Origin of the sequence: Bacteroides sp. GM023, assembly GCF_014750685.1 — a bacterium.
Taxonomy (GTDB): Bacteria; Bacteroidota; Bacteroidia; order Bacteroidales; family Bacteroidaceae; genus Bacteroides.
The window spans coordinates 173,504-196,098 of sequence record NZ_JAAXGE010000014.1 but is presented as its reverse complement, the minus strand read 5'-3'; the positions used below and the strand labels follow the sequence as shown (position 1 = coordinate 196,098).

Below are 22,595 nucleotides of genomic sequence, written 5' to 3'. Positions count from 1 at the left end.
TTACACTATATGGTAACATATTTTAGGAACCAGTCAAATAAATAAAAGCATATGATGGTACAAAGGATTTTAGTTTGTATGCCTATTTTCTCTTCTTTTAATTGATTATATCTATTTTGGCGATGATTAAACCAGTTAGATAATTCATCTTTAATTAAAATGTAAAAAATGGCACAAAAAATAAGACATAATAAACCTAATATAAAAATAGCTATTATTCCATATACCTGATTTTGTATCTCATGTATTTCAATCCATGCTTTTTTCATATTCTTTAAGGAGAATGAATATTCAACTCCCCAAGATAGCAAAAAGAATGAGAAAAAGAAGAAAGAAACAATTTTTCCTAAAATTGAACTTATACCAAACTCATTTTCGTCTGTTTTCATATGCTTACATCAATATTCATTAATAGGATGAACGATTTAGTTTGACTATTTTCTTACAAAAATTTAAATAGGATACCATATTCTAAAGGTACTGTATTATTTCTATAATTATTACTTAAGAAAAGAGACTGAAGAGTCCATGAAGATGGTACGTCTTAAATCGTTATTGCTAGTATAATTAGTATTAATATCAACACCATGTAGTGTATCCAGATCTGCTGCAATTTTTAAAACTTCATTCATTCGAGTGGAAATCTGGAGTTTTAAATGAAATTCACCCTTTTGCTTGTCTCGATTAGGTGCCCTAAAATCAAGTATCCTTTGGCATTCAGGGCAACTTTTTAAATAATAAGATTTGTCATAGAAATTACAGGCTTCTTCGTATTCTTCTAATGTTAGTATGGAACGATCGCTTTGAGAATAATTAAATTCTTCTAAATTGAGTTCCTGTTTAAATTTATTTTCAGTAGTGCTTTCAACGTGTAAAGAGCCATTTCCTTGTATAGTTTTCAATTTCCCTGAGAATATTCGTTTAAGAAAACTATGTTCTTCAATAATCACTGTAAATTTCCATTTTATGGCACCTAATCTACTTATAAAGTCTAAATAATGATTGATGCTACATCGACAGATATTAAGTTCTAATTGTGAATCATTAGGCAAATAAACAGGGAGAAATGGATGCTTTATGAAAATCATCCCTTCTTCAGGCATTCCACATTTAAACATCCCTGAAAGTACTAACTGTCTAGCCTTGTCTATAGAATAGATATATATATCTTTCATTTTACTCCTGTTTTCACTCAAGTATTTAAGCCCTTCATTCTCTTCATTTCCAATTAATATTATTTTATTGTCAAATATAGTACTAATCATAATTTGTAATTTATAATGGTTAGAATTAATATAAAAACTATCAGCATGAGATACAATAATATACGATCTGTTTTATGTTTTATCCTCTTATATTCATTTATCGCTACAGTGATTTCATTAATGGTTTTTACATTGATAGTACGATTGATTTTTTTAGATAATTCTATTAGTTCTTCTTGTATTCTCTGTGTATTATTCACACAAGTACTGGCATATGTAAAGGCTGTATATCTTTGGATGTCATCCATTTCATTATAATGTCCTGAAATGATAAATCTTTGTTTTGATTTTGCAACCTGTATTCCATTATTATGATAGAATACAGTCGCTATATCAATTTCTTTTTTCAAAAGTTGGAATTTATTTCTGTACACAATCATATCATCTGTATAAATAGTGCCATCTTCTATAATGAAAGAGGGTTTATTATAAGATTCTTTCTGTGACCATAGATAACTTTTCATTGTTTTAATAGATCTAGGAATAGATATTTTCTTTTGAATTCTTTTATCCAATCATCGTTGGTTAAATTACCTAAAACAAGTGGATTCATACTCTTGATATATTCTTGCAATGCTATATATTTCTCGTTCAATGCATATTCCAGAATTTTCTTTCTAACTTGGTTTTCTTTAGTTTTTTCAATTTGGTCTAAATGACTTCCCAATAAAATAATTTTTCGTTTTTTCTTTTCTTTTCTAGTCAAAACAGCTTTTATCCGTTGAGCAAAATCACGCCGATAATCTTCATTTGAAAGAAATTTATATATGTCAAATGTAACAATCATGATATCACAGTTTTCATACAGCTCTTCAAAATATTCCATTCCCTTTGAATCCCCGGAAATATCTATTGTTGGTTGCAGTTCTATTTCTTTATCTTCTATTTTTATGATTTTAGCTTTTAGTTTTTCACTAAAAGCTGTTGTTCCCTCTTTGCATCTATCTTCTTCTCGAATTTTATCGTATAAATATGTTTTTCCTGATTCCGACATTCCTATAATCGAAATACCTATTCGTTTTTGAGTATTCAATAGATTCTCGATATATTTTTTCCATAAAAAATAAAATAGATCAAAGTATGGAAAACCGAAAAACCTAGCAATATTTATTATTTCATCTTTTCCTAACATTTTATTTACGTTTATGATTGCATAAGTATTCGATTTCTTTAGCTCTATTATCTGAAATTCCCAAGCCTATACGAAGTTTATCAAGTAATCTTTGTTCCTTTGGGGAAATCTCTCCGTCTTCTATACAGGCCTTGTACTCTTCTAAATATTCTAGTTCTTCTTTTGCTAGTTTTGGGAAAAGAAGGCTTTCTTCCAATTCCTTAGCACGATCTTCACTAATATTTAATTGGATACGGAACTTGTCTAATAATCGGCGTTCACGAGCGGAAATCTCACTAGCTTCTTCTAAACAAATTTGGAATTCTTCTAAATATATACGTTCATTTTCTGTGAATGTTATGTTATTAATTTGAGCTTGCTGAATAACTTCTTCATTTTGTAGTTCTTCCAAAGATATAAAATGGACCTGAATAGATAAAATAGCATTTTCTTGAAGAGTAAATTTTTCTTCATCATTTTTATTCCAATGTCCTTTTGCTTCCATAAAAAGGCTTTTGAATTCGCCTTCTATTGAATTTAGTTCACTACTCTCAAGCACTCTGTTTTTACGAGTTTCAATTCGCTCTTCATGTTGTAGAAGGGTGCCTTGTAGCCGTTGTTCATATAATCGTTGCCAAGACGGCTCATTAGGATACCACACAAGATTGTCTGGAAGACTGAGAGGAGCTTTAGGAGTAAATTTCTGATGTAGATTGATGGATTGACTGATTTCATCAATTAAATGATTATTTCTTTCCCTTTGTACAGAACCTGAAGCAGATGCAATTTTATAGGAAATGTTTCCAGATATATTTTGTTCGGACTGTGTATTATTGTCACTTGAAGAACTGTTTACACACTCTATTGTAATTTCTGTAGCTCCCAACTTTTGAACAATCTGGCAAAATTCACGTACTTTATCTTCAATCAATTCTAATTCGTAATTCTCAAAAGGTATATATTTTTGACTTATATAGGGATGGCCTATATATAACTGATAGGCAACTGGATGCCCTATGGGAAATTCAATATGAGTATCTGGAAGTTTTTTTATGTCAATTACAGATAAATGTTCTTGGTCTAAATTTGTATACTCTTTAACAGGCAAAAGAACTTTACGCTTGGCGTAGCTTTGTGTTAAATAATTGGAGACATATTCTTTTTCATATATACCAAAATCATTTGTTGCATCCTCTTTGATTAAGACTCCATCACCTATTTGCAGGTCATCGGGAGCATATAACATGACCGGTAAACAATATTTTCGTGCCTCAACCTTATCGTTGAGCCATTGAAATGCTGAATATTTTGCATATAACAGGTCCATTGCCATTCGACTAGTGTATTCACAATAATTCAAGCCTTCATTACAAATAGAAATAGCTCTAAGATAGTCTTTTTGGATCATACATAAGTGGGCAGCAGCTGTATAAAAAAGTTTCATATTTTCTTGTTCTTGCCTTGCACATGATAATGCAAACTGTAAAGCTTCATCTCTTTTTCCTGCATTATACAATTGATCATACTGTTCAACAGCCATATCAAAAGGATCTGCTTCCGGTGTTATGCTTTGAGCCATTTCAGTAAAGTTCTGTGCCAGCGCCTTTCCTAAACGTAGAGCTTTAGTGCTATCATCCGATTTCATAAAGTAAGATATGTGAATAGGACAATTATCTTCTTCATATCCCCAAAAATATAAAACTAGATCTTTGTATTCTACTTGTTTTACAGCACTCCATGTGAAGAATATTTTCTCATCAGCTTTTTCATTATCCGGAATACAATAAATCCCACCATCGGTTAATACCAAACCCTGATTACGTGAATTCCAGAAAGACGTATCTCTCACAAATAATACTTGTTCGTTGTATTCAATTCCAAAATTCTGTCGAACTTCACTTTTTACATCTTCTGGTATGTTATAGACAAAACAATCGCTGTTATTTAATTCGTTTTCGTTACTCCAATTGGCTTTATTGAAAATCTTTTTTATGGATTGTTCTGAGACTACTTTGGTTCCACAATTAGAGCAAACGTTTGCTCCATTATTAATTTGTTGTCCACATTTCTTGCAAAACATATACTTTTATTTAAAATTGAAACTTATAATTTATTTCCACATCTCTCACAGAAATTACTATCTGCCTCATTTTCTTTTCCACAATTTTGGCAAATTTTAGATAGTGAGGTTTCTATGCTACTAGAATTGTAATTTTGTTCTAAATAATCTGATGATTGTTGTTGATAAGTACTTCTCTCTTTATTGTACTTTCTATTAAATTCTCTTTCACCATTGGTTAAATAAAGTATTCCCTCTATAAAAGATACAATAGTAGGAATATACGTCCAACATAAAATAAGGTAGAAAACACCAGTCCACTTTCTTAAATAGAATTTGTGAACTCCCAAACCTCCCAAAAAGAAAGCCAGTAACGCTGCAATATATCTATTTTTCATATTTCTTGTTTAAACAAGTAAAGCCACACTCGTAAAATCGAATGTGGCAAGTTTTTGTAACAACAGATCAGTCAATACGTTGTACATCTAAATCAGACATGTTTAATGCACCTGCCTTCTTAATATCTACTCCGTAAATACGATAAAATGCATCAACAACGACTTGTCCTCCATTGCTAGTTACCGGATTACTAAAGGAATTGGATGGGATGTCTACTGTCATTCCTGCTTCAAGACGAACTCCATTAGAGTTTTTCATTCTTTTTACTGTTACTCTGAATAATGGCATAATGATACCTCCTTAAATATTATACGCTTATAAGTCCTCAGAATTCAGCATTAGATTTATATAAAAGTAAAGGCGTGAGGACTTGTCTGCTATTCATCGAAAAACAGGCATCGCCAAACGCCTAATCAGAAATGAATAAAAACAGTACTCCCACGCCGTCTTGGTATGAAGATATAGCATAGGCTATAACAACATATACAAAAACAGATGAGCGTCATGTCCATTATCCTTCTGATTTTGAAATTGGCGATTTCGTTTTTCAGGATGTGTGGCAAAAACGCTTTCACTATATCCGATTATTTCTCCAATCGAATGTGGCAAATATACATTTTTTGCTTGAACATGACGCTCTTATTTAAGAGTTTTTTTACCTTTACCGATCATTTATTGCAAAAATAGGGTAATATAATTTATAATTAAAAAAGATGCCGGAGCATTTTTGATATAACTAAATAAAAGTACCAAAATACCTAAAGAGTGATACGGATATGAATGAAAAACTAGAAATATTGCAATGTCTGATAGAAAGTAGGGTATTTGCTCCTTCTCCCTCTGCTTTGGCTAAAATATTGGGGTATAAAGGAAAAATGACAATTTATCGTCTTCTGGATGGAAAAACTTCATTACGAATTATTGATGAAATCTGGGAGAAATTACAAGAGTTATTTGTTGTTACAGATAGCGAACTGACCTTGTTATACAACATCCAGAAAAGTATCCCCATATTGCAACAATATCTTTTTTCTGAAGTAGACAGGTCGGATTCCAAATGGATAGATATGGTAGTTAGTACCTTTATAAAAGAACATTATAACTACTCTGAAAAATTTAAAGAGGAAATGGTACCTGTTTTAAAAGAGGCAAGGAGAGATAATCCAAACTTTTTTTGGGGAATACTACTGTTACTTTATATAAAAGTAGAGAATATTGATCCATATCAGAAAGATTTTAAACGATTATGGATAGATTGGATAGATAAGCTGGAAATCTTTTTTTCTGAAATTTATCCTGAAAACATAAGAGCTAAAGGAAGTGTCTTGGGCCTGAAAGCAACCATAATGCAAGAAAAATTTATTCCAAGCTTGTGGATGTTGCTTTATAGTGGCTGCATTCTATGCCGTATTTATACAGAACCTGACTTTTTACGTATATTGGCTGCAACTTCATCTCAGCTGATTGATTGTCCGAAAATGAGTTTTTGGATTATTCCTGGTACTGAATATAAAGAAGGAGAAAGGGCTTGGGTATGGTTTCAAGACGATTTTGATACGACTTCACATGGATGTTATACTGTTTATCAGATACAAGTCGGTAATGATATAGAAACTTTTCATATAGAAGAAATGTACGTGTTCCGATTTATAGAAGAAGTTACAGAAAATAAACTTCACATCATGAATGCCGATAAAACAGTTTGCTACTATAACTATAAATATGATTTCGATGAGTATATATTACATCTTGTCCCCTGTTCAGAGATTAACGTGTCATATCAATTACCTATCGCTATGCATTGTATTAATGCTTATCGTCCATGTGTAAAAAATGAACAGATATGGTGCCGACTCCTTGATAAATTTGTGAAAGGAAAAGGCTGGTTACAAATTCAAAAGACAGGAGGATCGTTTAGTCAATCCAATATATATGAAATAAAGGATGTGATTATTAGTAGGAAGTATTTTTCTCTCATTCTTGTAGAATCAGGTGTTGAGAAAGAATATCAGTTACCTTTAACAGAATATGTTTTCTTTGCTACCCTGTCTCCTACACAAGAAATATGGATTAGCCGACATATAGATGATGGAGAGGTTTATATAGAATGGCCTTCTTTGGGATATGCTATAAAATTGTCAAAATTTACACAAGTCAAATAAGAGGATATATTCAGATAGGATATTTCAATATGTTCATATATAATTAGGGATCGAATGTAGGGGATATACGATAGTAGAGAGTTACATAACCGTAGGATAAAACAATAAATCTAACAGAAACTCTATCTTTTTAAGCTTCTGTACTTCTTTTGTGATTTTTTTATTTGCACTTTGTCTTACAGCTATATCTATACTTCACTTTGTTCATGGTTTTCTGCCACCAGCTAACTCTTATTCAATAACAATAACTTAATAATATAGATGCAGTGTTGAGATTCTTATGTTTTCATTCATAAGAACACTCCTTCCTACGGTTCTACCTAAAATAATTGGGGTTTATATACCTTGAAGGTATGTATTAAAACGGACTTTTATAATTAATCAAAGGATAATCTAGTTGTCAGTTTGTTATATGCAAAACAGATATTACAATCAAACAAATTTCAAATTCACCCTTACAGAATATTAATATTCTTCTTATTGGTAATGGTAATCTAAATCAGGCTTTCTCACATAGTTTATTTAAAAAATTATTATCTTTGCAACGTGTTCAGGAAACATCGAACACTCGTTATAAGACATTTAACGCTGATTGTAGTGAAACTGGCAAATTGAACTATCTGAATCAGAACGCGTTAATTGTCTGCATCTATGTTTATATACTATGTATGAAAATATGGGTGCAGACTTACAACTGCATTGATTCAAGGTATGCCAGTACCGACTACAAATGCTTTTGATAAGTTCTGCACTCTTTTTTGTGCCTTGCAATCAGCAACACTATATATACGACAATATGAACAGAGGTGAATTAAAGGTGATCTTAAAACAGATGAAGCGGACATCATATTTGAATGCATTTTATCTACTTCAACTAATCAGCAAGAAATTCAATTTGGCGGTTGATTTTGACGAGGTGTGTTTCGTAAACTCAAGTTTTACTCTTTCAATCGCTGCAATATACAGTGTTCTATATACTGATAATACATTGTATATCTTAACAAAGAAAAAGCATTTACATCGTATTAAAACAAACGGTGAACATGTGATATATGATGCAAACTATATTTCAATTCTAAATACAATAAAATCATTTTTTAATATCAATTAAATTACAAACTTATGAAGAAAATTAATTTATTTGCATTGCTTACAATGCTGTTTAGTGTTACATTATTTATTGGTTGTCGCGGCAGTGATGATGATGTAAAAGACGGTGTTAACGGAATTGCAAATATAGATTTTGATGCAGAATATCGAATGGTGAAGTGCAATGGAGAAATCAAAGTTGAAAACTTCGTCCCTGTTGATGATGATTGGTATGAATTGAGACACAGGGAAGGAACTGTGTTTCTTGATAGTGAAATCGTAACACAATATCGTGGAATTGATGCATTCGATATTTATGACGGTTACTGGATATTAAAGGATAGCGAAGCAGAAATACGAGAAAGTAGAATATTACAAATTAGAAATATAACCCCAATTCAAGAATAATCAATAAATCCTTTTTTTGAATCAATATTTTTTGTGTAAGAGAGAACGCGACAAAATTTTCTGTTAAACACACAGGTAACTAATTAATATCTCAATTTGAAAAAGACGTCCTAAATAATAACTCTAACACACAAACACAAAAATTTGCCCTGCTATTTTTCCCGTAGCAGGGCTTTCTAATAAAATATATGATTGGCTGAAAGTTACTTCAATTTTATATCTAAATAGCAGAAAGAACTAATCTTCCGACATTAACTGTTATATCACCGATAATATCCCAAAATCCGGTAAGACAAGTAGAGTAACCTTTTTTCTTTTTTTCTACTATACTACTATATAGGATAATGAAAATTTTTGGTTCATCTAGTATATGATAATATGATACTATATATCCAAATACTTAGAATAGAGAATGATAAGAGAAATAAAAGTAACTATTAAAAGTTAGAATAGTTTTAATAGATAATGACTTACTTTTCCAATTATTCGATATCAATAATACTATCAATCCTTTCCTGCTCTTTCTTTACAAACTCATATAATTCCTTCTCGAAAGCTAATTTGTGGGCTTGGATTTGCTTTGATATTTCTGTTTCAAAAATGTTCATTACATCTCTAGCTATATCTTCTATCTTGTTTTTTTTCTTGCAAATATCAGATATTATTGGTGTATATTCAGGATTTTTTTTACATGTATTGACCATTTGATGTACTATATTTGCAATAATTGCTTCTCGTTCTTCTGCCCTAAGTTTATTTCCAGATTCTATGAATACATGTAGTGGGTTGATACATTTGGCCCATGATCCATAAATCTCTCTGATTGTATTTAGGCGGGCTAATAATGGCTTTGCAGTAGGATAGTTTTTTAATTTTATGAGTTGGATATTCAGCCGGGTATAATTCAATTGATCTTGTTCTGCCATATGGTCAAGTTTATGTCTATCTTCTGTTGTAAATGCTCCATCTATCCACTTAGAAGAAAAGTCGAGAACATCAATTGGTTTTATAGAATGGATTATCTCTAAAATATTATTTACCATTTCATCAAGCCTTTTCTGCTCTTGTTCTTTACGAATTAGCGAGATTTGGAGTTTACGATTTTCCTTATTTTGCTTATTGGATGCATTTATGGACTTGAAAGCAAATATTAAAGCGATTGTAGTTGCTATTGATCCTATAGCAGTCCAGTCTATTGTATATAAATCAATATTCATTATAGTTATAGGTTAATGTATGGATTTATCTGCTGTATAAAGCGTTTTATATTATATTACTTCTGGCTTTTCTACTTCTTTATCATTCTTTGTATCATCATCACGATCCATACAGACATAACAAAAGGAGCAGTCAAGGTGGTGATCCCCATGTTCATTCCTAGAATCTGTAATACGGTAGACAGTAAGACAGAGCACCCTGCCCATACACCACTTTTCCAGTTTGTTCCTCCTAAAGCTATGGCACATAATACACCATTGTATCCCATTAATCCGGCATTTAAGTTTGCTGCATCTACTTCTAACAAAATAGCTAAAGGGATAGGAAGAAGTGTTCCTAAGATCGTATAGAAGGCATCTTTGGGAGAGTTGGCTAAAATACCTATAAGAAAAAACAGGCCTGTCAATATAGTATTTCCCTGAAACATGACCTGACCTATACCTAAACTGAAGGCTTGGATATAATTGATATTCTGTGTGGTATTAATGATTGTATCAGAAACTAATAGTAAATTGGGTATAAACCAGGTACAAACTCCCAACATTCCCCATACGGCAAGAATGAAAGGAGCAGTAAAGCCGGGGAATAAACGTTGCTGACTGAAAAGATAGGCAATCCATGTAGAAAGGGCTGAAGCGATAACCAACATGATTAAACTTCCTACCGATAATTGCAGAAATACACCAACCGCTATACCTACTAAAGTTCCATTAAATCCGTATAATCCATTTTTAATATCATCATGCTTGTATCCTGAAAAGTATGCTGTCAGTGTACTTATTATATTACCACAGACCACCAGTATTCCCATCTGCCATGAATTTAGACATATTCCAATTAACATAAAGAGCCCGGATAGTGCATTATTCTGAAACATTACTTGTCCTATTCCACGTCCCAGAATGAGTAATAAATTGTGTATAAAAGCCATTTGTATAAATTATTAATTGCTAAAATAATGGCAAAAATACAGTCTTCCATTGAATAGAACAAAAATGAGAAATACGAAATAAAAAATCCAATGTCATGAGTTGCTGGAAATATGGTTCTTGGAGAAATGTTTTTCATTAATCTAAGTGATATTCCTACTTCAAGACAAATATTCAATAATATTTTTGCTCAATTTAATCATTATTTTTACGCCAATAAGCATGTTTTCGTACCATTTAGTCATAAGCTACGGAATTTCACTTTTTACGAGTTAGTATTATTAATTAACTTTGTAATCTATTTCTTAATCGCGAATATCACAACACTAATTTATAAATAAAAAATTTATTTTAATTGAAATGAAAACTTTGAGAATTATTGGAATGGCAGTAATTGCCGTAATTATGAGTGTAAACTTTGCAGCTTGTGGTGACGATGATGATGATTTTGATACTGCTGATTTAATCGGCTTATGGGAAGGTGTATCATCTGATTCTGTTGAAAAAGAAAATGGGCAAATTGTAGATACAGACACAGAAGATTTGAGCGACGTAAGAATGAGATTTAATTCTGACGGTACATTGGTAGGTTATGAAAAAGTTAATGGAGTCTGGGTAGAGGAAGATTACGTTGCTACTTGGACTTATAAAGATGGTAAACTTTATGCAACTTCCGAAGATGCAGAAAATGTAATAGGCAATGTTATTGAAGTTAATTCAGAACGTTTGGTTATTGGAATTTCAGAAACAGCAACAGAGGATGGCATAAAATACGAATATCAAGAAACATCAACCTATAAAAAGGTTACAGAATAACATACATAGTAAATCAATTTCTACCGAAGGCAGCATTTTAATACATTTGCTGCCTTTTTTGTATACATAAATAAAAGAGCTTGCTTCGTCTAAACCTCCATCAACTGCAATATTTCCAACCGATAATATCCCAAAATTCGGTAAGACAAGTAGAATAACCTTTTTTCTTTTTTTCTGATATACTATTATATAGAGTATGAGAAATTTTTGGTTCATACAGTATATTATACGATACACTATATTTATTATATTTGCAAATTAGGAGATGATGAGACAGATAAAGGTAATAGTAATAAGGAAGGGTGGCAATGAGAAAAGTAGAACTATTCATAGCTTTAAGTCTTGATGGATATATAGCTGACGCTGAAGGAAAGGTTGATTGGTTGCATGGAGAAAGTCAGGAAGTATCTGATTATGATTTTTATACACCGTTTATTAAGAATATAGATACAATTATTATCGGACGGAATACATACGATCAGATTGTAAAAGAATTATCGCCTGATCATTGGCCTTACTATGGTTTGAAGACTTATGTTATTACTCATGAGATACAACAATGCCGACAAGCTGCTGATATCATATTTACTGGTTCAGAACTAGGTTCGCTTATAAAACAGTTGAAGCAAGAGTCTGGCAAAGATATTTGGATTTGTGGTGGTGCAGATCTTATTCAACAGTTGATGAGCGAGAATCTGATAGAAGTATTTCATTTTTGCATTATACCTGTCATACTTGGGCATGGCATAAGACTGTTTAAAGAAATGGAACAACATATAGACTTAAGTTTAATCGGTACAACAAATTATAATGGTATAATAGAGGTTGTTTATAAGCGAAAGTAAAAAAGGAATAGCTCAGTGGACGGTTATCATCTATTTTTATATTTGTACCATGAACTCTTATAAAAATATAGTATAAATTGATTATGGAAATACGAAATCTTAAAAATGTAGATATTCAGATCATTTTTGATGCTTTTGAGCAAGCGTTTTCTGATTATGAAGTAGAGTTTGATAAAGAGCAGGTTCGTGCCATGTTGAAAAGGCGGGGCTTTAATTCGGAGTTATCATTCGCTGCATTTGAAGGACATAAGATAATATCATTTACTCTCAATGGTGTAGGGAGTTATAACGGTGTGGCTACTGCTTATGATACTGGAACAGGTACATTGAAAGCTTACAGAGGGAAGGGGATGGCACAGGAAATCTTTAAATATTCCATTCCCTATCTGAAAGAGGCAGGAATAAAGCAATATCTTTTGGAAGTTCTACAGCATAATCCGGCAGCTATTTCCGTTTATACCAAGTTGGGTTTTAAGATAACACGTGAGTTCAATTACTTTCGTCAGGAAAAGAGCAAAGTACGTAATGAGATAAGAGAAAGAAATTGCCTTTGTAAAATAGAACCGATTGAAGTTAATTCTATTCTATCTGCTTCTGAATTTTGTGATTTCTATCCTTCCTGGCAGAATAGTTTGGATTCCATAAAAAGAGCTGGAGATGATTTAGTCTGTTTAGGAGCATTTACACCATCCGGGATTGTTGGATATTGTGTTGTTGAGCCAAATTCGGGTGACTTGACTCAAATTGCAGTTGACCATCCATTTCGAAGAAAGGGAGTTGCAGCCTATCTATTTGAAGAAGCACTCCATTTGGTAAAAGCGGATATTATTAAAGTTCTGAATACTGATATTTCATGCAGTTCTATTACATCATTTTTGCAGAATAGGAATATCAATGTTATCGGCAGACAATATGAAATGATCAATCAGTTATAGTACAGGAGCGGATATTTGTTGTCTTAAAGAAATAATATTGCATAATATTTCAAAAATCCGACAAGACAAGTATAGTAACCTTTTTTCTTTTTTTCTGATATACTATTATATAGGATAATGGAAATTTTTGGTTCAGAGGAAGAGATATTATATCAATAGATAAACTTAAATAAATAGACTAGGGGAGTTCTTTTTCTTATCCTAGTAGTTAGTAATTTATTCTATACCTACCATATCTCTTTCTTTCCTAGTCAGACTTTTAAGTACAATGTCATAAGATCCTTTCACCAATTCTTTTATCTTCTGGTCGGGTACGTCACTATCAAAATGAACGCTAATCCAGTATTTCTTATTCATGTGCCATCCCGGAGTAATTCCTGTATATTGTTCCTGAAGTTCTTTTATTTTATCGGGAGGGCATTTGATACAACAGAAATCAAAAACTTCAATATTGACATAACAGAACCATTTACTTCCGATATAAAAGCACAGTATCTCTTGATTATATTTATCAGGAACGTTAAGGAATGGCATCTTTTCATAGACACCTTTTAATGACAGGCAGTATTCTCTAAATTCTTCTATATTCATTTCTTATCTACTAGTGTTGGGAGAGATTCGTTTATCACATTATTTTTATTTTCAAAAAGATCTACTGGTTATCTGGTCTTTAGCTAACATTACACTCTACATTTCTTATCCCATTCACAAAATAAGAGCATTTCTCCAGAAACTGATTTTCTCCTCTAGTGTGTTATGGGTATTACTATTGCTTGTTGAACATAGTATCTCATATGGAATTTTTGGTGTATATTCCGAGGCAGCCTTTTGACCATTGAATATGACTTTTCTGATTTTCTTGTAGTCGGAAAGGAGCTTATCTATATCATTTAATTGAATCTTACCTATGTTTCTATCAAGGCTACCATTTCTGGCACAAGCTTCGTATACATCCCAAAGAGCTATCTTATTCTGCTTAAGACAGGATGTTTTTTCATTATAATCAGTCAGTCTGTTTCCATTATTATAAAGCTTTTCTATTATCTTCCAAAAACAGTTATTGGAGGCGGCATAATATTCTTGGGATTCTAATGAGGTTTTTCCTGGCATGGTTCCGAGTATGAGAATTTCAGAGTCTGGAAATATAACAGGTTTCATACTAGTGCAATAAGAAGTAATTGTTATCTTTTCTTGTTTTGTTGATATGGTTTTGGGCTTTATCTGCTTTGTGGCTGGAAAATCACTAATTACTTTAATCCGCCCTTGATCAATCAAAGCGTGAAATTTGTCAATAGTCATATTGGTTATGCCATAGTCACTACCATAGAAACCAATAGTTCTCATGTCTTTTCTGATTCTTTTCTGGTTCTTTCTATCTGAAGCAACACGTAACCTAATCAACTTTTCTAGTTGTTTGATCTCCTCATTTGTGAATTCATTTTTTCCCATTAAACTACTAATTAGATTTGGCAACTATATTCTCAAGTTCTATAACAAATTGATTGATCTCAGATACGATACATTCAATAATTTTACTACGATGTTTCGGAGCTATAAGTTTGAATGTACCTTCTCTTGAAAAATTGGAACATACAATCTGTTCATCTTCATTGCAGGATAAGTATTTCCAACAGATCCAATCACCCTCTTTTTGGTATTCGCTATTTTTATTAATAAGTTCTTCTATAGTATTTTCGTATATTTCAGGAATTTTTTCACTGCCTTCATTTTTATAAATACCCCAAAATAACCAATCTTCATATTCGGCACTTATATAAATAGGAAGTTTTTTATTAGTTGTTATTATCAGATATAGATTTGTCTTTCTTTGTATGGGACCGCCATGAACCAGTAAATCTATTTCGTCATTTTGAATCGTCTGAAAAATATTATATCCCTGTCTTTGCAGTTCTTCACCTAATTCCTTCCAGAAGTTATACAAAGTATGCCACTGGATATGTCTAAAATTATCAATAAGCATTTTGGCGCTTTGAAGATTATCATCATTATTGCCTATAATATTAATAAGCTCTATTCTTTCATCTATAGTTGTATCGTTATTTGTCATATTCTCTATAAGTTTAGTATATTGGATTATTGATTCACGTAAGGAGGGTTTATTATAGCTTTCTTTCACACACTTCTTAAGCCAGTCAAGAATTTCTAATGAATAGGATATACATTGTACTTTATCTTTTAATTCCGGGAATTTATTTAAAGTACTAACACTGTCATCACTAGGTCCATGTCCATCTAATGTAAGATAATAAACTTCAATATTATCTCTTGGGATTTTATCTTCCTCTATCAGCGTTCCATAATATCTTTCAAGCTGCCCTTCTTCTTCGTGATTTGAATCTCCACTATATATTTTATTCTCAATTATGACAGCTTGTTGTTTCAATTTGTTAATGAGATATATGTCAATGTTCTTATATTCACTTCGTACTGAATTATTGGGACATATGTCTATATTTCCTTCATCATATTCAAACTTACTTCCAATGACATTTAGAAATAGGGAAAGAAAAGTACTGCCTAATTTGTGAGGACCTCTGAAATCCAGAAGTGAGGAAATGAAACGGGAATGAAGATAGCGTTCGTCAGAATCCTTTCGTAAGATTGTGAAAAGGTTGAAGTTATCTTCATTGGCTTCACGTTCTTCATACTTTTTTCGAATGATATTTATATCACGTAATAAGTATTCTATTTTTTTGATGCTTTTCATAATAACATATTGGTTCGATTGTAATTAATGTTGATGCAAATATAATAAACTTCCATTATATTATATACACAAACAAAGTATTTTCTTGTACTCTCTTTTTTTAGTAGATTATGAGAAGAAAAAATAAGAGAAACCATATTATCATAGTCTCTCTTACTTCGTGTTTTTTCTATTTTAGATCATATCTTTTTAATAATATACTCACCTGTGATGCCTTGAACTGACATCCTTTGGAAGTTACGAATCCTTCCTTATTCAGTATTCTTGCCATTTCCGACAATGACCTTTCTTCTTTAACTAAACCTCTTAACATTGCAATAGCCCTTTTATTATTCGGATTATCCAAAGCTTTCTGTCGGTTGGTTCTGTTGCTGTTTTCTACCGCTTGTTCCAATCTGGATAATAAGTTTTCAGCTTTACCAAGCTTATATCCTCTAGCCCTTTTTGCTTGTAGAGCTTGTATCGTTCTCTGGCTGTTCAGCCCTGCCTCATACTCCGCTATACTACAGAAGATATGTAGTACGAGTTTATTAGCTTCGGGGAAATCACAAAATACAATCTCAACATCACTTTCCAGGAGTTTACTGGTGAAAGCAACATTCCGGCTTAATCTGTCTAGCTTGGCAACAATCAGGGTAGAACCAGTTTTTCGACATACTTCCAAAGCTTCTGTAAGTTTAGGTCTGTCAGATTTTCGTCCGCTTTCTGTTTCGATATATTCAGCGATCGGCTTTCTGTCTTTCAAGTAATTCTGTATTGTTCTTCTTTGTGCCTCTACTCCAAGTCCTGACATTTCCTGTTTTTGTGTACTTTGTCTCAAGTATGCTATATATGTCGTTTTCATAATTAGTCTTTAACTTTTTTTAATTTGCTTCTCGAATACCCAACGATCGTTTAGTTCCCTTTAAGCGGGAAGAAATCGGGTTATAAAAAAGAAATCCTGTGAGTTTTCAAGTTTTCATATACTCTACTTTCTCACAGGATTCCAGTTATTACAGATTCTGTTATTTCAGGGAAACATCATTTTCTGATAATCCCGTACTCTTCAGAAATCCTCTTCTCATAGTCATCCGTTTTCTCCACATTCTCATCTATCACAGAAACGAGCATGTCAAAGTAAACGTCTTCTATTATTTTCCTTTCTCCTTCCAGATCAGGGATGAGATGGATCTCAAACAAGTCCTTTCCTTCATCGAGAATAACCTGTACCATTCCTGTATGCTTGAAGCCTTGTACATGAAATTCCAGACCAAGATTTACAGGTCTGACCGTATTCGTATCTATTCCCCATGACATTATGATAATCGGTCGGGTTCTCAGGATACTCCATATATATCCTGCCAGTTTTAGATCATAATTTCTGTTCTCCATATTCTTTCATTGAGTATAGGTTGTAATATTCAGTATAAATTCTCTGGTAATCTTCCATTTTCAGGTCAGGAAAAACAGAGTGATACATGTAATACAGGTCTTTCACACTCCATATATCTTCCTGATCGAGCAGGGCGAATATTTCATCTACAGCTTCATCGAATTCATCATAGATGCCCCTTCGCCTTCCCTGTATTTCAGCCAGGTGAGGATAAGTTTCAGTACAATTCTCAATGATATGCTCCACCAGTCTTAGACACCCCATGATATCTTCTTTCACTGTAAATTCATGATCCGTATGTGGCTCGTAATATCCACAACTAAGATTGACACAACTAATCCCGAGTCCTTTGTCTTTCAATGCAAGAATATCAGTCATCATCCCGTCCGTTTCCTTATATCCGAATTTCTCATGTCCGGTAGCTTTCAGGAAATCAGGAGAACAGAGGGAAGTCCGGCTAATTTCAGTAATAATATCCTGACACCCTTTTCTGTCCGGTTCTATAATAAACCGGCAGTCAGTAAAGAAGTCAATCACCGCTTTCTCTGAACCGACACATCCTTTCTCTTCACTGACGAAGAAGGCCAGTTTCAGGGTTTTGCACTTTTCCAGACATTTGAGCGCTATCCAGATTCCATTCTTGTCATCCGCTCCGAGTCCTTCCTGTCTTTTATTCCGGGAGCTGTATCCGAATATAATTTCCTCGGTCTCAATAGCCGTGAAATCTTTTGAATGCAACCTCTGCACCTGGTCAAGATGTGCTACGATACAGGGATATGATTCCGTGTCCCCCTTTGTTATATACAGATTCCCGATTTTATCAATTTCAAGTTTTGCACCGGGGATTCTTTTTATATAATCCCATATAAACTTTGTCATCGCCCATTCTTTTCCGCTCGGGCTATAAATCTTATATAATTTCTTAAGTAATTCCATAATTCTTATTTTTTGTGGGTTAAACAGTCATTTCATTCATCTCGTATGTATAAGGCAGTCCGGTTTCTTCATCTATTCTGCTATAGAGTATACCGTTCAGTTCATGAAGTTCTCCTCTCGCCAATAATCTATTCCCGGACTCAACCGATATGTTTTTCTCCTCATATTCACAGAGGATATTGTTCCATACCTGATACGTGGTTATGTCTTCTGCATACTCATAATATTCCTCATCATAATCGGAATAATACCAGTTTGCTTTCTTGTATGTTTCCTCTGCTTTTTCCCTGCATTCTTCACAACAATAGTCCTCATCGGTTATTTCTGAATCACATTTGTCTTCTTTCAGAAAATTCGCTTTACATTCAGGACATTGCAGTACATCGGAATCATGATGGTACTCTTCCAGTCTGTCCACCCATGTAAAGTCTTCCAGATTCTCTACATCACAATAATATTCCTGCCCATGATAGTATACAACTCTGGTTGCCTGACAATGATAGTCATGGAAGTCATCGTATTCCTCCTCCTCTTCTTCACCATTTATAGAACCGTCCGTAACATCCAGTCCAATGTCTCCATGTCCATAATTGTCAGCTATTCTATTGCACTCATCATACCACTTGAATGAGTCCTGATAACTTAGTGGATCGTCATAGTCCAGGTCACATTCTATTCTGAATTTCCTGTCTGACAATGAATTCTCCTCAAGGTCAACGAACTCTCTTGCATCACCTGCACCTGCACCGACTTTTTTGTAACCGTCAATGTATCCCCCTTTGATCAGGGCATCTATCAAGGCACGCTTCAGGATATCATTTTCATCACTGGCATATTGTCTTTCAGCCAGTCTCCATTTGTTGTCATCCTGATCCTTGACTTCGTTATAGATAATACATCTTGCAATCACCATATCATCCTCATCTGTCAGATATGCTGCACTTGCATTGACAGAGTCCATATAGAAATAGTAATAATCCTTGTCCGTCATGCACGAAGAGAAATCTCCTTTGCACCAGTCTGATGAATATATCTTCTCAAAGTCTTTATCAACGTGTAGTGTGTTCTTCGGGAGTTTGCTATGAGTATACACCTGCCAGTCTGCCGAAAATTCCTCACATAGATAGGTCACTACCTGTTCAGGAAGGGTTCTGCCAAATTCCGTTTCCTGTATGATGGAGCGGTAGAGTTTTCCCGCTTTCATTTTAAACACCTTTTCTCCGTTCTTATGATTAATGTAGCGGATTGCCTTAGTGTCCCCGTCTTCACAGAGTCCTTTCAGACTGTCCGTTTCAAGGTTCCTGGAATAGAAAAAGTCTCCATCCAGTTCCAGAACATAACGTAGGGAGTTATCCGAGTGTCCGCTTATAATTATTCTTCGGGTAACGGTCTTTTTCAGTTCCGCCATTGAAGAGATATGAAGCAGCGTATAATCGTTCTTCTCTACGGCTTCATGTAATAATCTCTTGTCTTTCACATATGCCAGCAGTATCTTGTTCTTTCTGCTGCATACTCCGTTTCCATGCTTGATAATACCAAACATGTTTTTGAATTCTTCGTAATTTTGAAATTTATAGTATAACATAATCTTTTGTATTTTAGGTAAATAAAAAAAGGAGGACACCACGTTGATTGTGATATCCTCCTCAGATATAATTCCGGTCTGTTTCAACCGTTTTTCAAATGATCGGTATAGTCTCGTCCAGTATTCCTGATTCAACTATTTTCCGGGCTATCCTGTGTGAAGCCTCATTTCTCAGGTCATATCCATATTCCTCTTTTCCCATCATCTCTATGACCTTTACCATAGTGCTGAACAGCTTTTGTTGGAGTGTCCTGTGATAATACCCCACTGACTCCGCGAATATCTCACTGTTCCATGACATATTGTTCAAGGCATCTTCCAGTTCCTGTGCCACCTTGAACTCTTTACTGTTTTCAAGTTCATATTTTTCCATAATTCTTTTCTATTTGATTTCTACAGGACTTTCTTCATATGTTAGTTTCCTGCCTAATATCTTTTCAATTGTTCCATCAGGCAGGTCTATAGAGTATCCTATATTCCCGTATTCGCCTTCTATAGAGTTTTCTTCTTCATAATACCACTCGGAACCGTCAAATTCAGGTCTGCCGGGTGATATTGTTTCCCTTCCAATTTTATCTATTGCTAACCATGCCATAATAACTCCTTTTCTATTATGTTTTTACTATTATACTTTATGTTAATCTCTTGCTTCAGCCATTTTCCTACCTTTTGCAGTTGCCGAATAGATATTGGGTTTATTGCTGAAACATTTGGTTTTTATCCATTCATTTCGTTCCGCTTCCTGGATATAGAAGGATATCCCATATTCAGATGTATGTTTTAACCAATCCAACTTTTTGATTTGTTCAAATGTCATAGGACCGCCATAAACAAGTGATGCTGTCAACATCCGAACACTTTCTTTCAATGAATATTCACTCATGTTTTACAGTTTTAAGTCCTTCCAAATCTTTTTCAGAGTGGCTTGTTGGTCCATTTTCTCTTTTTTGCAGCTGAAGTTTTACCTTTTCTGCATCAAATTCATAATTCATGCACTTCTTACAATTTCCCATTAAAAGAAGCAGGGGAAATAATATCCCGTGCCTGCAATTCCTTCCGTGCTCGTCTGATGCTGATTTACAGGTGTCACATTTGTATATGTCCTGTACACATGCTACGCTCATATATTTTTCTCCTTTCTTTTTTAGTTGAGTTTCTGATAATAAAAAAAGAGGATACCACCGTTCTTCTTTGGTGATACCCTCTTCGGATATAGTAGTCAAATCATATTCTTCCGGTCATTCTATAAACCAGGAATATGCTTCGTCCCTGTGATTCAATGCTTCCGCTAGTCCCACTGATACCTCTGTCGCGTTTACACTACGTCCCAGAAATGAATCGAGATAACTGTTCTTGTTTGCTCCCGTTATCAGGTTGTAGAACATCCACATGCTTAATTCACCGTTATTCCCGGCAAAGTTTTCGTCATGGATATACTGCCTGGCCACATTGTTGATCTGGCTGTCTGTAATAAGCAGTCTCGGTAATGTCCTCTGTTGGTGCTGGGGTAAGTAGTTGTATAGTCTCATTCTCCCCAGTATCTGACAGAATTGGTGTTCACTCAGCATTGTATCACCCAGCGACTGCATCAGGTGAATATGTTTTGCTACATTGTATTGTCCGAACAAGTCTAGGGTGAATTGATATAGTCCCCTCGAACTTGTCGCTTTGATTTCCTCCTTGTACCCGTCTGTTGATAAACATTGGTTGGTACAGGCAAGATTGAGAAATCCGACGGCAATATTGAATTTCTGTGCCGTCATCTTTCCGCTCAGATTATCCCTTGCATAGCTTTTACAGCCTGTGATGGATAGGTTCAGTTGATTTCCATTGATATTCCGGCTGATACTCGGAACTTCTATGTTGAAAATCATTCTTTCATAATACATTGTCTTGTCTGATTCCAACAGCTGATCGACTCTTTTATTGATCGCTTCCGGAATACGCCCTCTGACAATGTGGGATGTTCTTATTTCCGGGGTGCAGATTGTTTCCCCATGATAAAAATCTCTGGCTGCCTCATAGACTGATTCTATGAAACTCTGATGTGATATACAGACTTCGTTATCTTTGGCAAAAGTCGGTATAATACAATCGTTTTTGAGATGCTCCAAAGTCACCTCTGTTGTATTGGCTTCAATGAATGGTGAACGCTTGTGTGCCTGTTCCGTGATAAGTACTGCATCTTCCACATCTTGTTTCCATTCGTTTGCTCCTGCCGTCCTTTGTATGGATGGCAATAATAAATTAATTCTTTCCATTTTATTTACTTCTAGTTGGTTAATAAATATCCGATAAAAGAAAAAGCCAAGAGGTTATTTCTTTGCTTTTACAAATCCTCTTAGCTTTTTGAGCCCTTTTAATACCGAAACAGTTACTTCCAGTATTGTAATAATTACGTCCTGTGCTTTATTATATTCCATTCATAAGACGTACTATTGGTTCTCTGTTGTTACATTGTCTGTACCAACTTTACCGGCAGCATCTTCTTTTTTCTTTTTGCTGCCATACTTTTCTGCAAATTCAACGATAACTGAACTTGCTACGATAATCTCAGCTATCCAAGCCGCGATTTTGATTCCTTTGATTAATTTTCCCATTTTGTTCTTTTGATTTTAAATTGTTGATATTATGTTTCTATTCTCTTATATATTTCTCATATATAAGGGTTTGAGGGGAAATGGGAATGGTGGGGAAGAAAAAAAATAAAGAGCCGTTATCAAGACTCATCATCTCGA

Annotated in this window: 27 protein-coding genes; 5 read left to right on the top strand and 22 right to left on the bottom strand. The window is 33.8% G+C overall.

The window, feature by feature from the left end; all coding sequences use genetic code 11:
• Positions 1-5: 5 nt before the first annotated feature.
• The 7 genes from HC965_RS23405 to HC965_RS23375 form a co-directional block, all read right to left on the bottom strand.
• Positions 6-389 (bottom strand): hypothetical protein, encoded by a 384-nt coding sequence (locus HC965_RS23405; protein WP_191033739.1) that lies wholly within the window; start codon positions 387-389, stop codon positions 6-8.
• Positions 390-500: 111 nt separating this feature from the next.
• Complete coding sequence (locus HC965_RS23400; protein WP_191033738.1) at positions 501-1,265, bottom strand: hypothetical protein; 765 nt, start codon at positions 1,263-1,265, stop codon at positions 501-503.
• Entirely contained in the window at positions 1,262-1,729 is a 468-nt protein-coding gene (locus HC965_RS23395) for a hypothetical protein (RefSeq protein ID WP_191033737.1), read from the bottom strand. Before HC965_RS23395 ends, HC965_RS23400 begins: the two co-directional genes overlap by 4 nt.
• Positions 1,726-2,397, bottom strand: a complete 672-nt coding sequence (locus tag HC965_RS23390) for an ADP-ribosylation factor-like protein (protein ID WP_191033736.1) — start codon at positions 2,395-2,397, stop codon at positions 1,726-1,728. The genes HC965_RS23395 and HC965_RS23390 overlap by 4 nt, the downstream gene beginning before the upstream one ends.
• A gap of 1 nt (position 2,398) precedes the next feature.
• A complete protein-coding gene (locus HC965_RS23385; RefSeq protein ID WP_191033735.1) occupies positions 2,399-4,456 on the bottom strand; it encodes a zinc ribbon domain-containing protein in 2,058 nt (685 codons plus the stop codon).
• A gap of 23 nt (positions 4,457-4,479) precedes the next feature.
• A complete protein-coding gene (locus tag HC965_RS23380) occupies positions 4,480-4,833 on the bottom strand; it encodes an NINE protein (RefSeq protein ID WP_191033734.1) in 354 nt (117 codons plus the stop codon).
• A 67-nt stretch (positions 4,834-4,900) separates the two neighbouring features.
• Complete coding sequence (locus HC965_RS23375) at positions 4,901-5,122, bottom strand: DUF6140 family protein (RefSeq protein WP_191033733.1); 222 nt, start codon at positions 5,120-5,122, stop codon at positions 4,901-4,903.
• Between the two features lie 488 nt (positions 5,123-5,610).
• Here HC965_RS23375 and HC965_RS23370 point away from each other — a divergent pair, with 488 nt between their 5' ends.
• Together HC965_RS23370 and HC965_RS23365 are read left to right on the top strand one after the other, a co-directional pair.
• Positions 5,611-6,996 carry a hypothetical protein gene (locus tag HC965_RS23370; RefSeq protein ID WP_191033732.1) on the top strand — a complete coding sequence of 462 codons (1,386 nt, stop codon included), beginning with the start codon at positions 5,611-5,613 and terminating at the stop codon, positions 6,994-6,996.
• Positions 6,997-8,118: 1,122 nt separating this feature from the next.
• The gene (locus HC965_RS23365; protein WP_191033731.1) at positions 8,119-8,493 is read left to right on the top strand and encodes a hypothetical protein; all 375 of its coding nucleotides are present in this window, start codon (positions 8,119-8,121) and stop codon (positions 8,491-8,493) included.
• Positions 8,494-8,975: 482 nt separating this feature from the next.
• On the opposite strand, the gene HC965_RS23360 is transcribed toward HC965_RS23365, so the two are convergent.
• Both HC965_RS23360 and HC965_RS23355 read right to left on the bottom strand, forming a co-directional pair.
• Complete coding sequence (locus HC965_RS23360; RefSeq protein ID WP_191033730.1) at positions 8,976-9,710, bottom strand: hypothetical protein; 735 nt, start codon at positions 9,708-9,710, stop codon at positions 8,976-8,978.
• Between the two features lie 71 nt (positions 9,711-9,781).
• Positions 9,782-10,642, bottom strand: a complete 861-nt coding sequence (locus tag HC965_RS23355; protein WP_191033729.1) for an urea transporter — start codon at positions 10,640-10,642, stop codon at positions 9,782-9,784.
• A 358-nt stretch (positions 10,643-11,000) separates the two neighbouring features.
• Between HC965_RS23355 and HC965_RS23350 the strand changes: the two genes are divergently transcribed.
• The 3 genes from HC965_RS23350 (at position 11,001) to HC965_RS23340 (ending at position 13,236) form a co-directional block, all read left to right on the top strand.
• Positions 11,001-11,456, top strand: a complete 456-nt coding sequence (locus HC965_RS23350) for a lipocalin family protein (RefSeq protein ID WP_191033728.1) — start codon at positions 11,001-11,003, stop codon at positions 11,454-11,456.
• A 308-nt stretch (positions 11,457-11,764) separates the two neighbouring features.
• Complete coding sequence (locus HC965_RS23345; protein WP_191033727.1) at positions 11,765-12,301, top strand: dihydrofolate reductase family protein; 537 nt, start codon at positions 11,765-11,767, stop codon at positions 12,299-12,301.
• An 83-nt stretch (positions 12,302-12,384) separates the two neighbouring features.
• Positions 12,385-13,236 (top strand): GNAT family N-acetyltransferase, encoded by an 852-nt coding sequence (locus tag HC965_RS23340; RefSeq protein ID WP_191033726.1) that lies wholly within the window; start codon positions 12,385-12,387, stop codon positions 13,234-13,236.
• 216 nt (positions 13,237-13,452) lie between these two features.
• On the opposite strand, the gene HC965_RS23335 is transcribed toward HC965_RS23340, so the two are convergent.
• From HC965_RS23335 to HC965_RS23275, 13 genes are all read right to left on the bottom strand, one after another.
• Positions 13,453-13,827, bottom strand: coding sequence for an MmcQ/YjbR family DNA-binding protein (locus HC965_RS23335; protein WP_191033725.1), 375 nt, complete (start codon positions 13,825-13,827; stop codon positions 13,453-13,455).
• 114 nt (positions 13,828-13,941) lie between these two features.
• Positions 13,942-14,685 (bottom strand): DNA-deoxyinosine glycosylase, encoded by a 744-nt coding sequence (locus tag HC965_RS23330; RefSeq protein WP_191033724.1) that lies wholly within the window; start codon positions 14,683-14,685, stop codon positions 13,942-13,944.
• 7 nt (positions 14,686-14,692) lie between these two features.
• Entirely contained in the window at positions 14,693-15,964 is a 1,272-nt protein-coding gene (locus tag HC965_RS23325; RefSeq protein WP_191033723.1) for a PD-(D/E)XK nuclease family protein, read from the bottom strand.
• A gap of 169 nt (positions 15,965-16,133) precedes the next feature.
• Positions 16,134-16,808 (bottom strand): recombinase family protein, encoded by a 675-nt coding sequence (locus HC965_RS23320; protein WP_191033722.1) that lies wholly within the window; start codon positions 16,806-16,808, stop codon positions 16,134-16,136.
• A gap of 176 nt (positions 16,809-16,984) precedes the next feature.
• Positions 16,985-17,335 (bottom strand): hypothetical protein, encoded by a 351-nt coding sequence (locus tag HC965_RS23315; protein ID WP_191033721.1) that lies wholly within the window; start codon positions 17,333-17,335, stop codon positions 16,985-16,987.
• The gene (locus tag HC965_RS23310) at positions 17,316-18,272 is read right to left on the bottom strand and encodes a hypothetical protein (RefSeq protein WP_191033720.1); all 957 of its coding nucleotides are present in this window, start codon (positions 18,270-18,272) and stop codon (positions 17,316-17,318) included. Before HC965_RS23310 ends, HC965_RS23315 begins: the two co-directional genes overlap by 20 nt.
• Before the next feature lie 19 nt (positions 18,273-18,291).
• Positions 18,292-19,857 (bottom strand): hypothetical protein, encoded by a 1,566-nt coding sequence (locus tag HC965_RS23305; RefSeq protein ID WP_191033719.1) that lies wholly within the window; start codon positions 19,855-19,857, stop codon positions 18,292-18,294.
• A gap of 94 nt (positions 19,858-19,951) precedes the next feature.
• Complete coding sequence (locus tag HC965_RS23300; protein ID WP_191033718.1) at positions 19,952-20,230, bottom strand: hypothetical protein; 279 nt, start codon at positions 20,228-20,230, stop codon at positions 19,952-19,954.
• Between the two features lie 9 nt (positions 20,231-20,239).
• Positions 20,240-20,452, bottom strand: a complete 213-nt coding sequence (locus HC965_RS23295) for a fructan hydrolase (protein ID WP_191033717.1) — start codon at positions 20,450-20,452, stop codon at positions 20,240-20,242.
• A 42-nt stretch (positions 20,453-20,494) separates the two neighbouring features.
• Entirely contained in the window at positions 20,495-20,740 is a 246-nt protein-coding gene (locus HC965_RS23290) for a hypothetical protein (protein WP_191033716.1), read from the bottom strand.
• Positions 20,733-21,080 carry a hypothetical protein gene (locus HC965_RS23285; RefSeq protein WP_223854996.1) on the bottom strand — a complete coding sequence of 116 codons (348 nt, stop codon included), beginning with the start codon at positions 21,078-21,080 and terminating at the stop codon, positions 20,733-20,735. The genes HC965_RS23290 and HC965_RS23285 overlap by 8 nt, the downstream gene beginning before the upstream one ends.
• Before the next feature lie 15 nt (positions 21,081-21,095).
• Positions 21,096-22,118, bottom strand: coding sequence for a DUF3871 family protein (locus HC965_RS23280; protein WP_191033715.1), 1,023 nt, complete (start codon positions 22,116-22,118; stop codon positions 21,096-21,098).
• 174 nt (positions 22,119-22,292) lie between these two features.
• Complete coding sequence (locus HC965_RS23275; protein ID WP_191033714.1) at positions 22,293-22,457, bottom strand: hypothetical protein; 165 nt, start codon at positions 22,455-22,457, stop codon at positions 22,293-22,295.
• Positions 22,458-22,595: the final 138 nt, after the last annotated feature.

Excerpts from the sequence above, each read along its gene's own strand:
- HC965_RS23325 (WP_191033723.1), bottom strand. The coding sequence starts at position 15,964 with ATGAAAAGCATCAAAAAAATAGAATACTTATTACGTGATATAAATATC.
- HC965_RS23355 (WP_191033729.1), bottom strand. The coding sequence starts at position 10,642 with ATGGCTTTTATACACAATTTATTACTCATTCTGGGACGTGGAATAGGA.
- HC965_RS23310 (WP_191033720.1), bottom strand. The coding sequence starts at position 18,272 with ATGGAATTACTTAAGAAATTATATAAGATTTATAGCCCGAGCGGAAAA.
- HC965_RS23400 (WP_191033738.1), bottom strand. The coding sequence starts at position 1,265 with ATGATTAGTACTATATTTGACAATAAAATAATATTAATTGGAAATGAA.
- HC965_RS23365 (WP_191033731.1), top strand. The coding sequence starts at position 8,119 with ATGAAGAAAATTAATTTATTTGCATTGCTTACAATGCTGTTTAGTGTT.
- HC965_RS23360 (WP_191033730.1), bottom strand. The coding sequence starts at position 9,710 with ATGAATATTGATTTATATACAATAGACTGGACTGCTATAGGATCAATA.
- HC965_RS23370 (WP_191033732.1), top strand. The coding sequence starts at position 5,611 with ATGAATGAAAAACTAGAAATATTGCAATGTCTGATAGAAAGTAGGGTA.
- HC965_RS23290 (WP_191033716.1), bottom strand. The coding sequence starts at position 20,740 with ATGAGTGAATATTCATTGAAAGAAAGTGTTCGGATGTTGACAGCATCA.
- HC965_RS23395 (WP_191033737.1), bottom strand. The coding sequence starts at position 1,729 with ATGAAAAGTTATCTATGGTCACAGAAAGAATCTTATAATAAACCCTCT.
- HC965_RS23295 (WP_191033717.1), bottom strand. The coding sequence starts at position 20,452 with ATGGCATGGTTAGCAATAGATAAAATTGGAAGGGAAACAATATCACCC.
- HC965_RS23375 (WP_191033733.1), bottom strand. The coding sequence starts at position 5,122 with ATGCCATTATTCAGAGTAACAGTAAAAAGAATGAAAAACTCTAATGGA.
- HC965_RS23300 (WP_191033718.1), bottom strand. The coding sequence starts at position 20,230 with ATGGAAAAATATGAACTTGAAAACAGTAAAGAGTTCAAGGTGGCACAG.
- HC965_RS23335 (WP_191033725.1), bottom strand. The coding sequence starts at position 13,827 with ATGAATATAGAAGAATTTAGAGAATACTGCCTGTCATTAAAAGGTGTC.
- HC965_RS23385 (WP_191033735.1), bottom strand. The coding sequence starts at position 4,456 with ATGTTTTGCAAGAAATGTGGACAACAAATTAATAATGGAGCAAACGTT.
- HC965_RS23380 (WP_191033734.1), bottom strand. The coding sequence starts at position 4,833 with ATGAAAAATAGATATATTGCAGCGTTACTGGCTTTCTTTTTGGGAGGT.
- HC965_RS23305 (WP_191033719.1), bottom strand. The coding sequence starts at position 19,857 with ATGTTATACTATAAATTTCAAAATTACGAAGAATTCAAAAACATGTTT.
- HC965_RS23340 (WP_191033726.1), top strand. The coding sequence starts at position 12,385 with ATGGAAATACGAAATCTTAAAAATGTAGATATTCAGATCATTTTTGAT.
- HC965_RS23280 (WP_191033715.1), bottom strand. The coding sequence starts at position 22,118 with ATGGAAAGAATTAATTTATTATTGCCATCCATACAAAGGACGGCAGGA.
- HC965_RS23320 (WP_191033722.1), bottom strand. The coding sequence starts at position 16,808 with ATGAAAACGACATATATAGCATACTTGAGACAAAGTACACAAAAACAG.
- HC965_RS23315 (WP_191033721.1), bottom strand. The coding sequence starts at position 17,335 with ATGGAGAACAGAAATTATGATCTAAAACTGGCAGGATATATATGGAGT.
- HC965_RS23275 (WP_191033714.1), bottom strand. The coding sequence starts at position 22,457 with ATGGGAAAATTAATCAAAGGAATCAAAATCGCGGCTTGGATAGCTGAG.
- HC965_RS23390 (WP_191033736.1), bottom strand. The coding sequence starts at position 2,397 with ATGTTAGGAAAAGATGAAATAATAAATATTGCTAGGTTTTTCGGTTTT.
- HC965_RS23330 (WP_191033724.1), bottom strand. The coding sequence starts at position 14,685 with ATGGGAAAAAATGAATTCACAAATGAGGAGATCAAACAACTAGAAAAG.
- HC965_RS23350 (WP_191033728.1), top strand. The coding sequence starts at position 11,001 with ATGAAAACTTTGAGAATTATTGGAATGGCAGTAATTGCCGTAATTATG.
- HC965_RS23345 (WP_191033727.1), top strand. The coding sequence starts at position 11,765 with ATGAGAAAAGTAGAACTATTCATAGCTTTAAGTCTTGATGGATATATA.
- HC965_RS23405 (WP_191033739.1), bottom strand. The coding sequence starts at position 389 with ATGAAAACAGACGAAAATGAGTTTGGTATAAGTTCAATTTTAGGAAAA.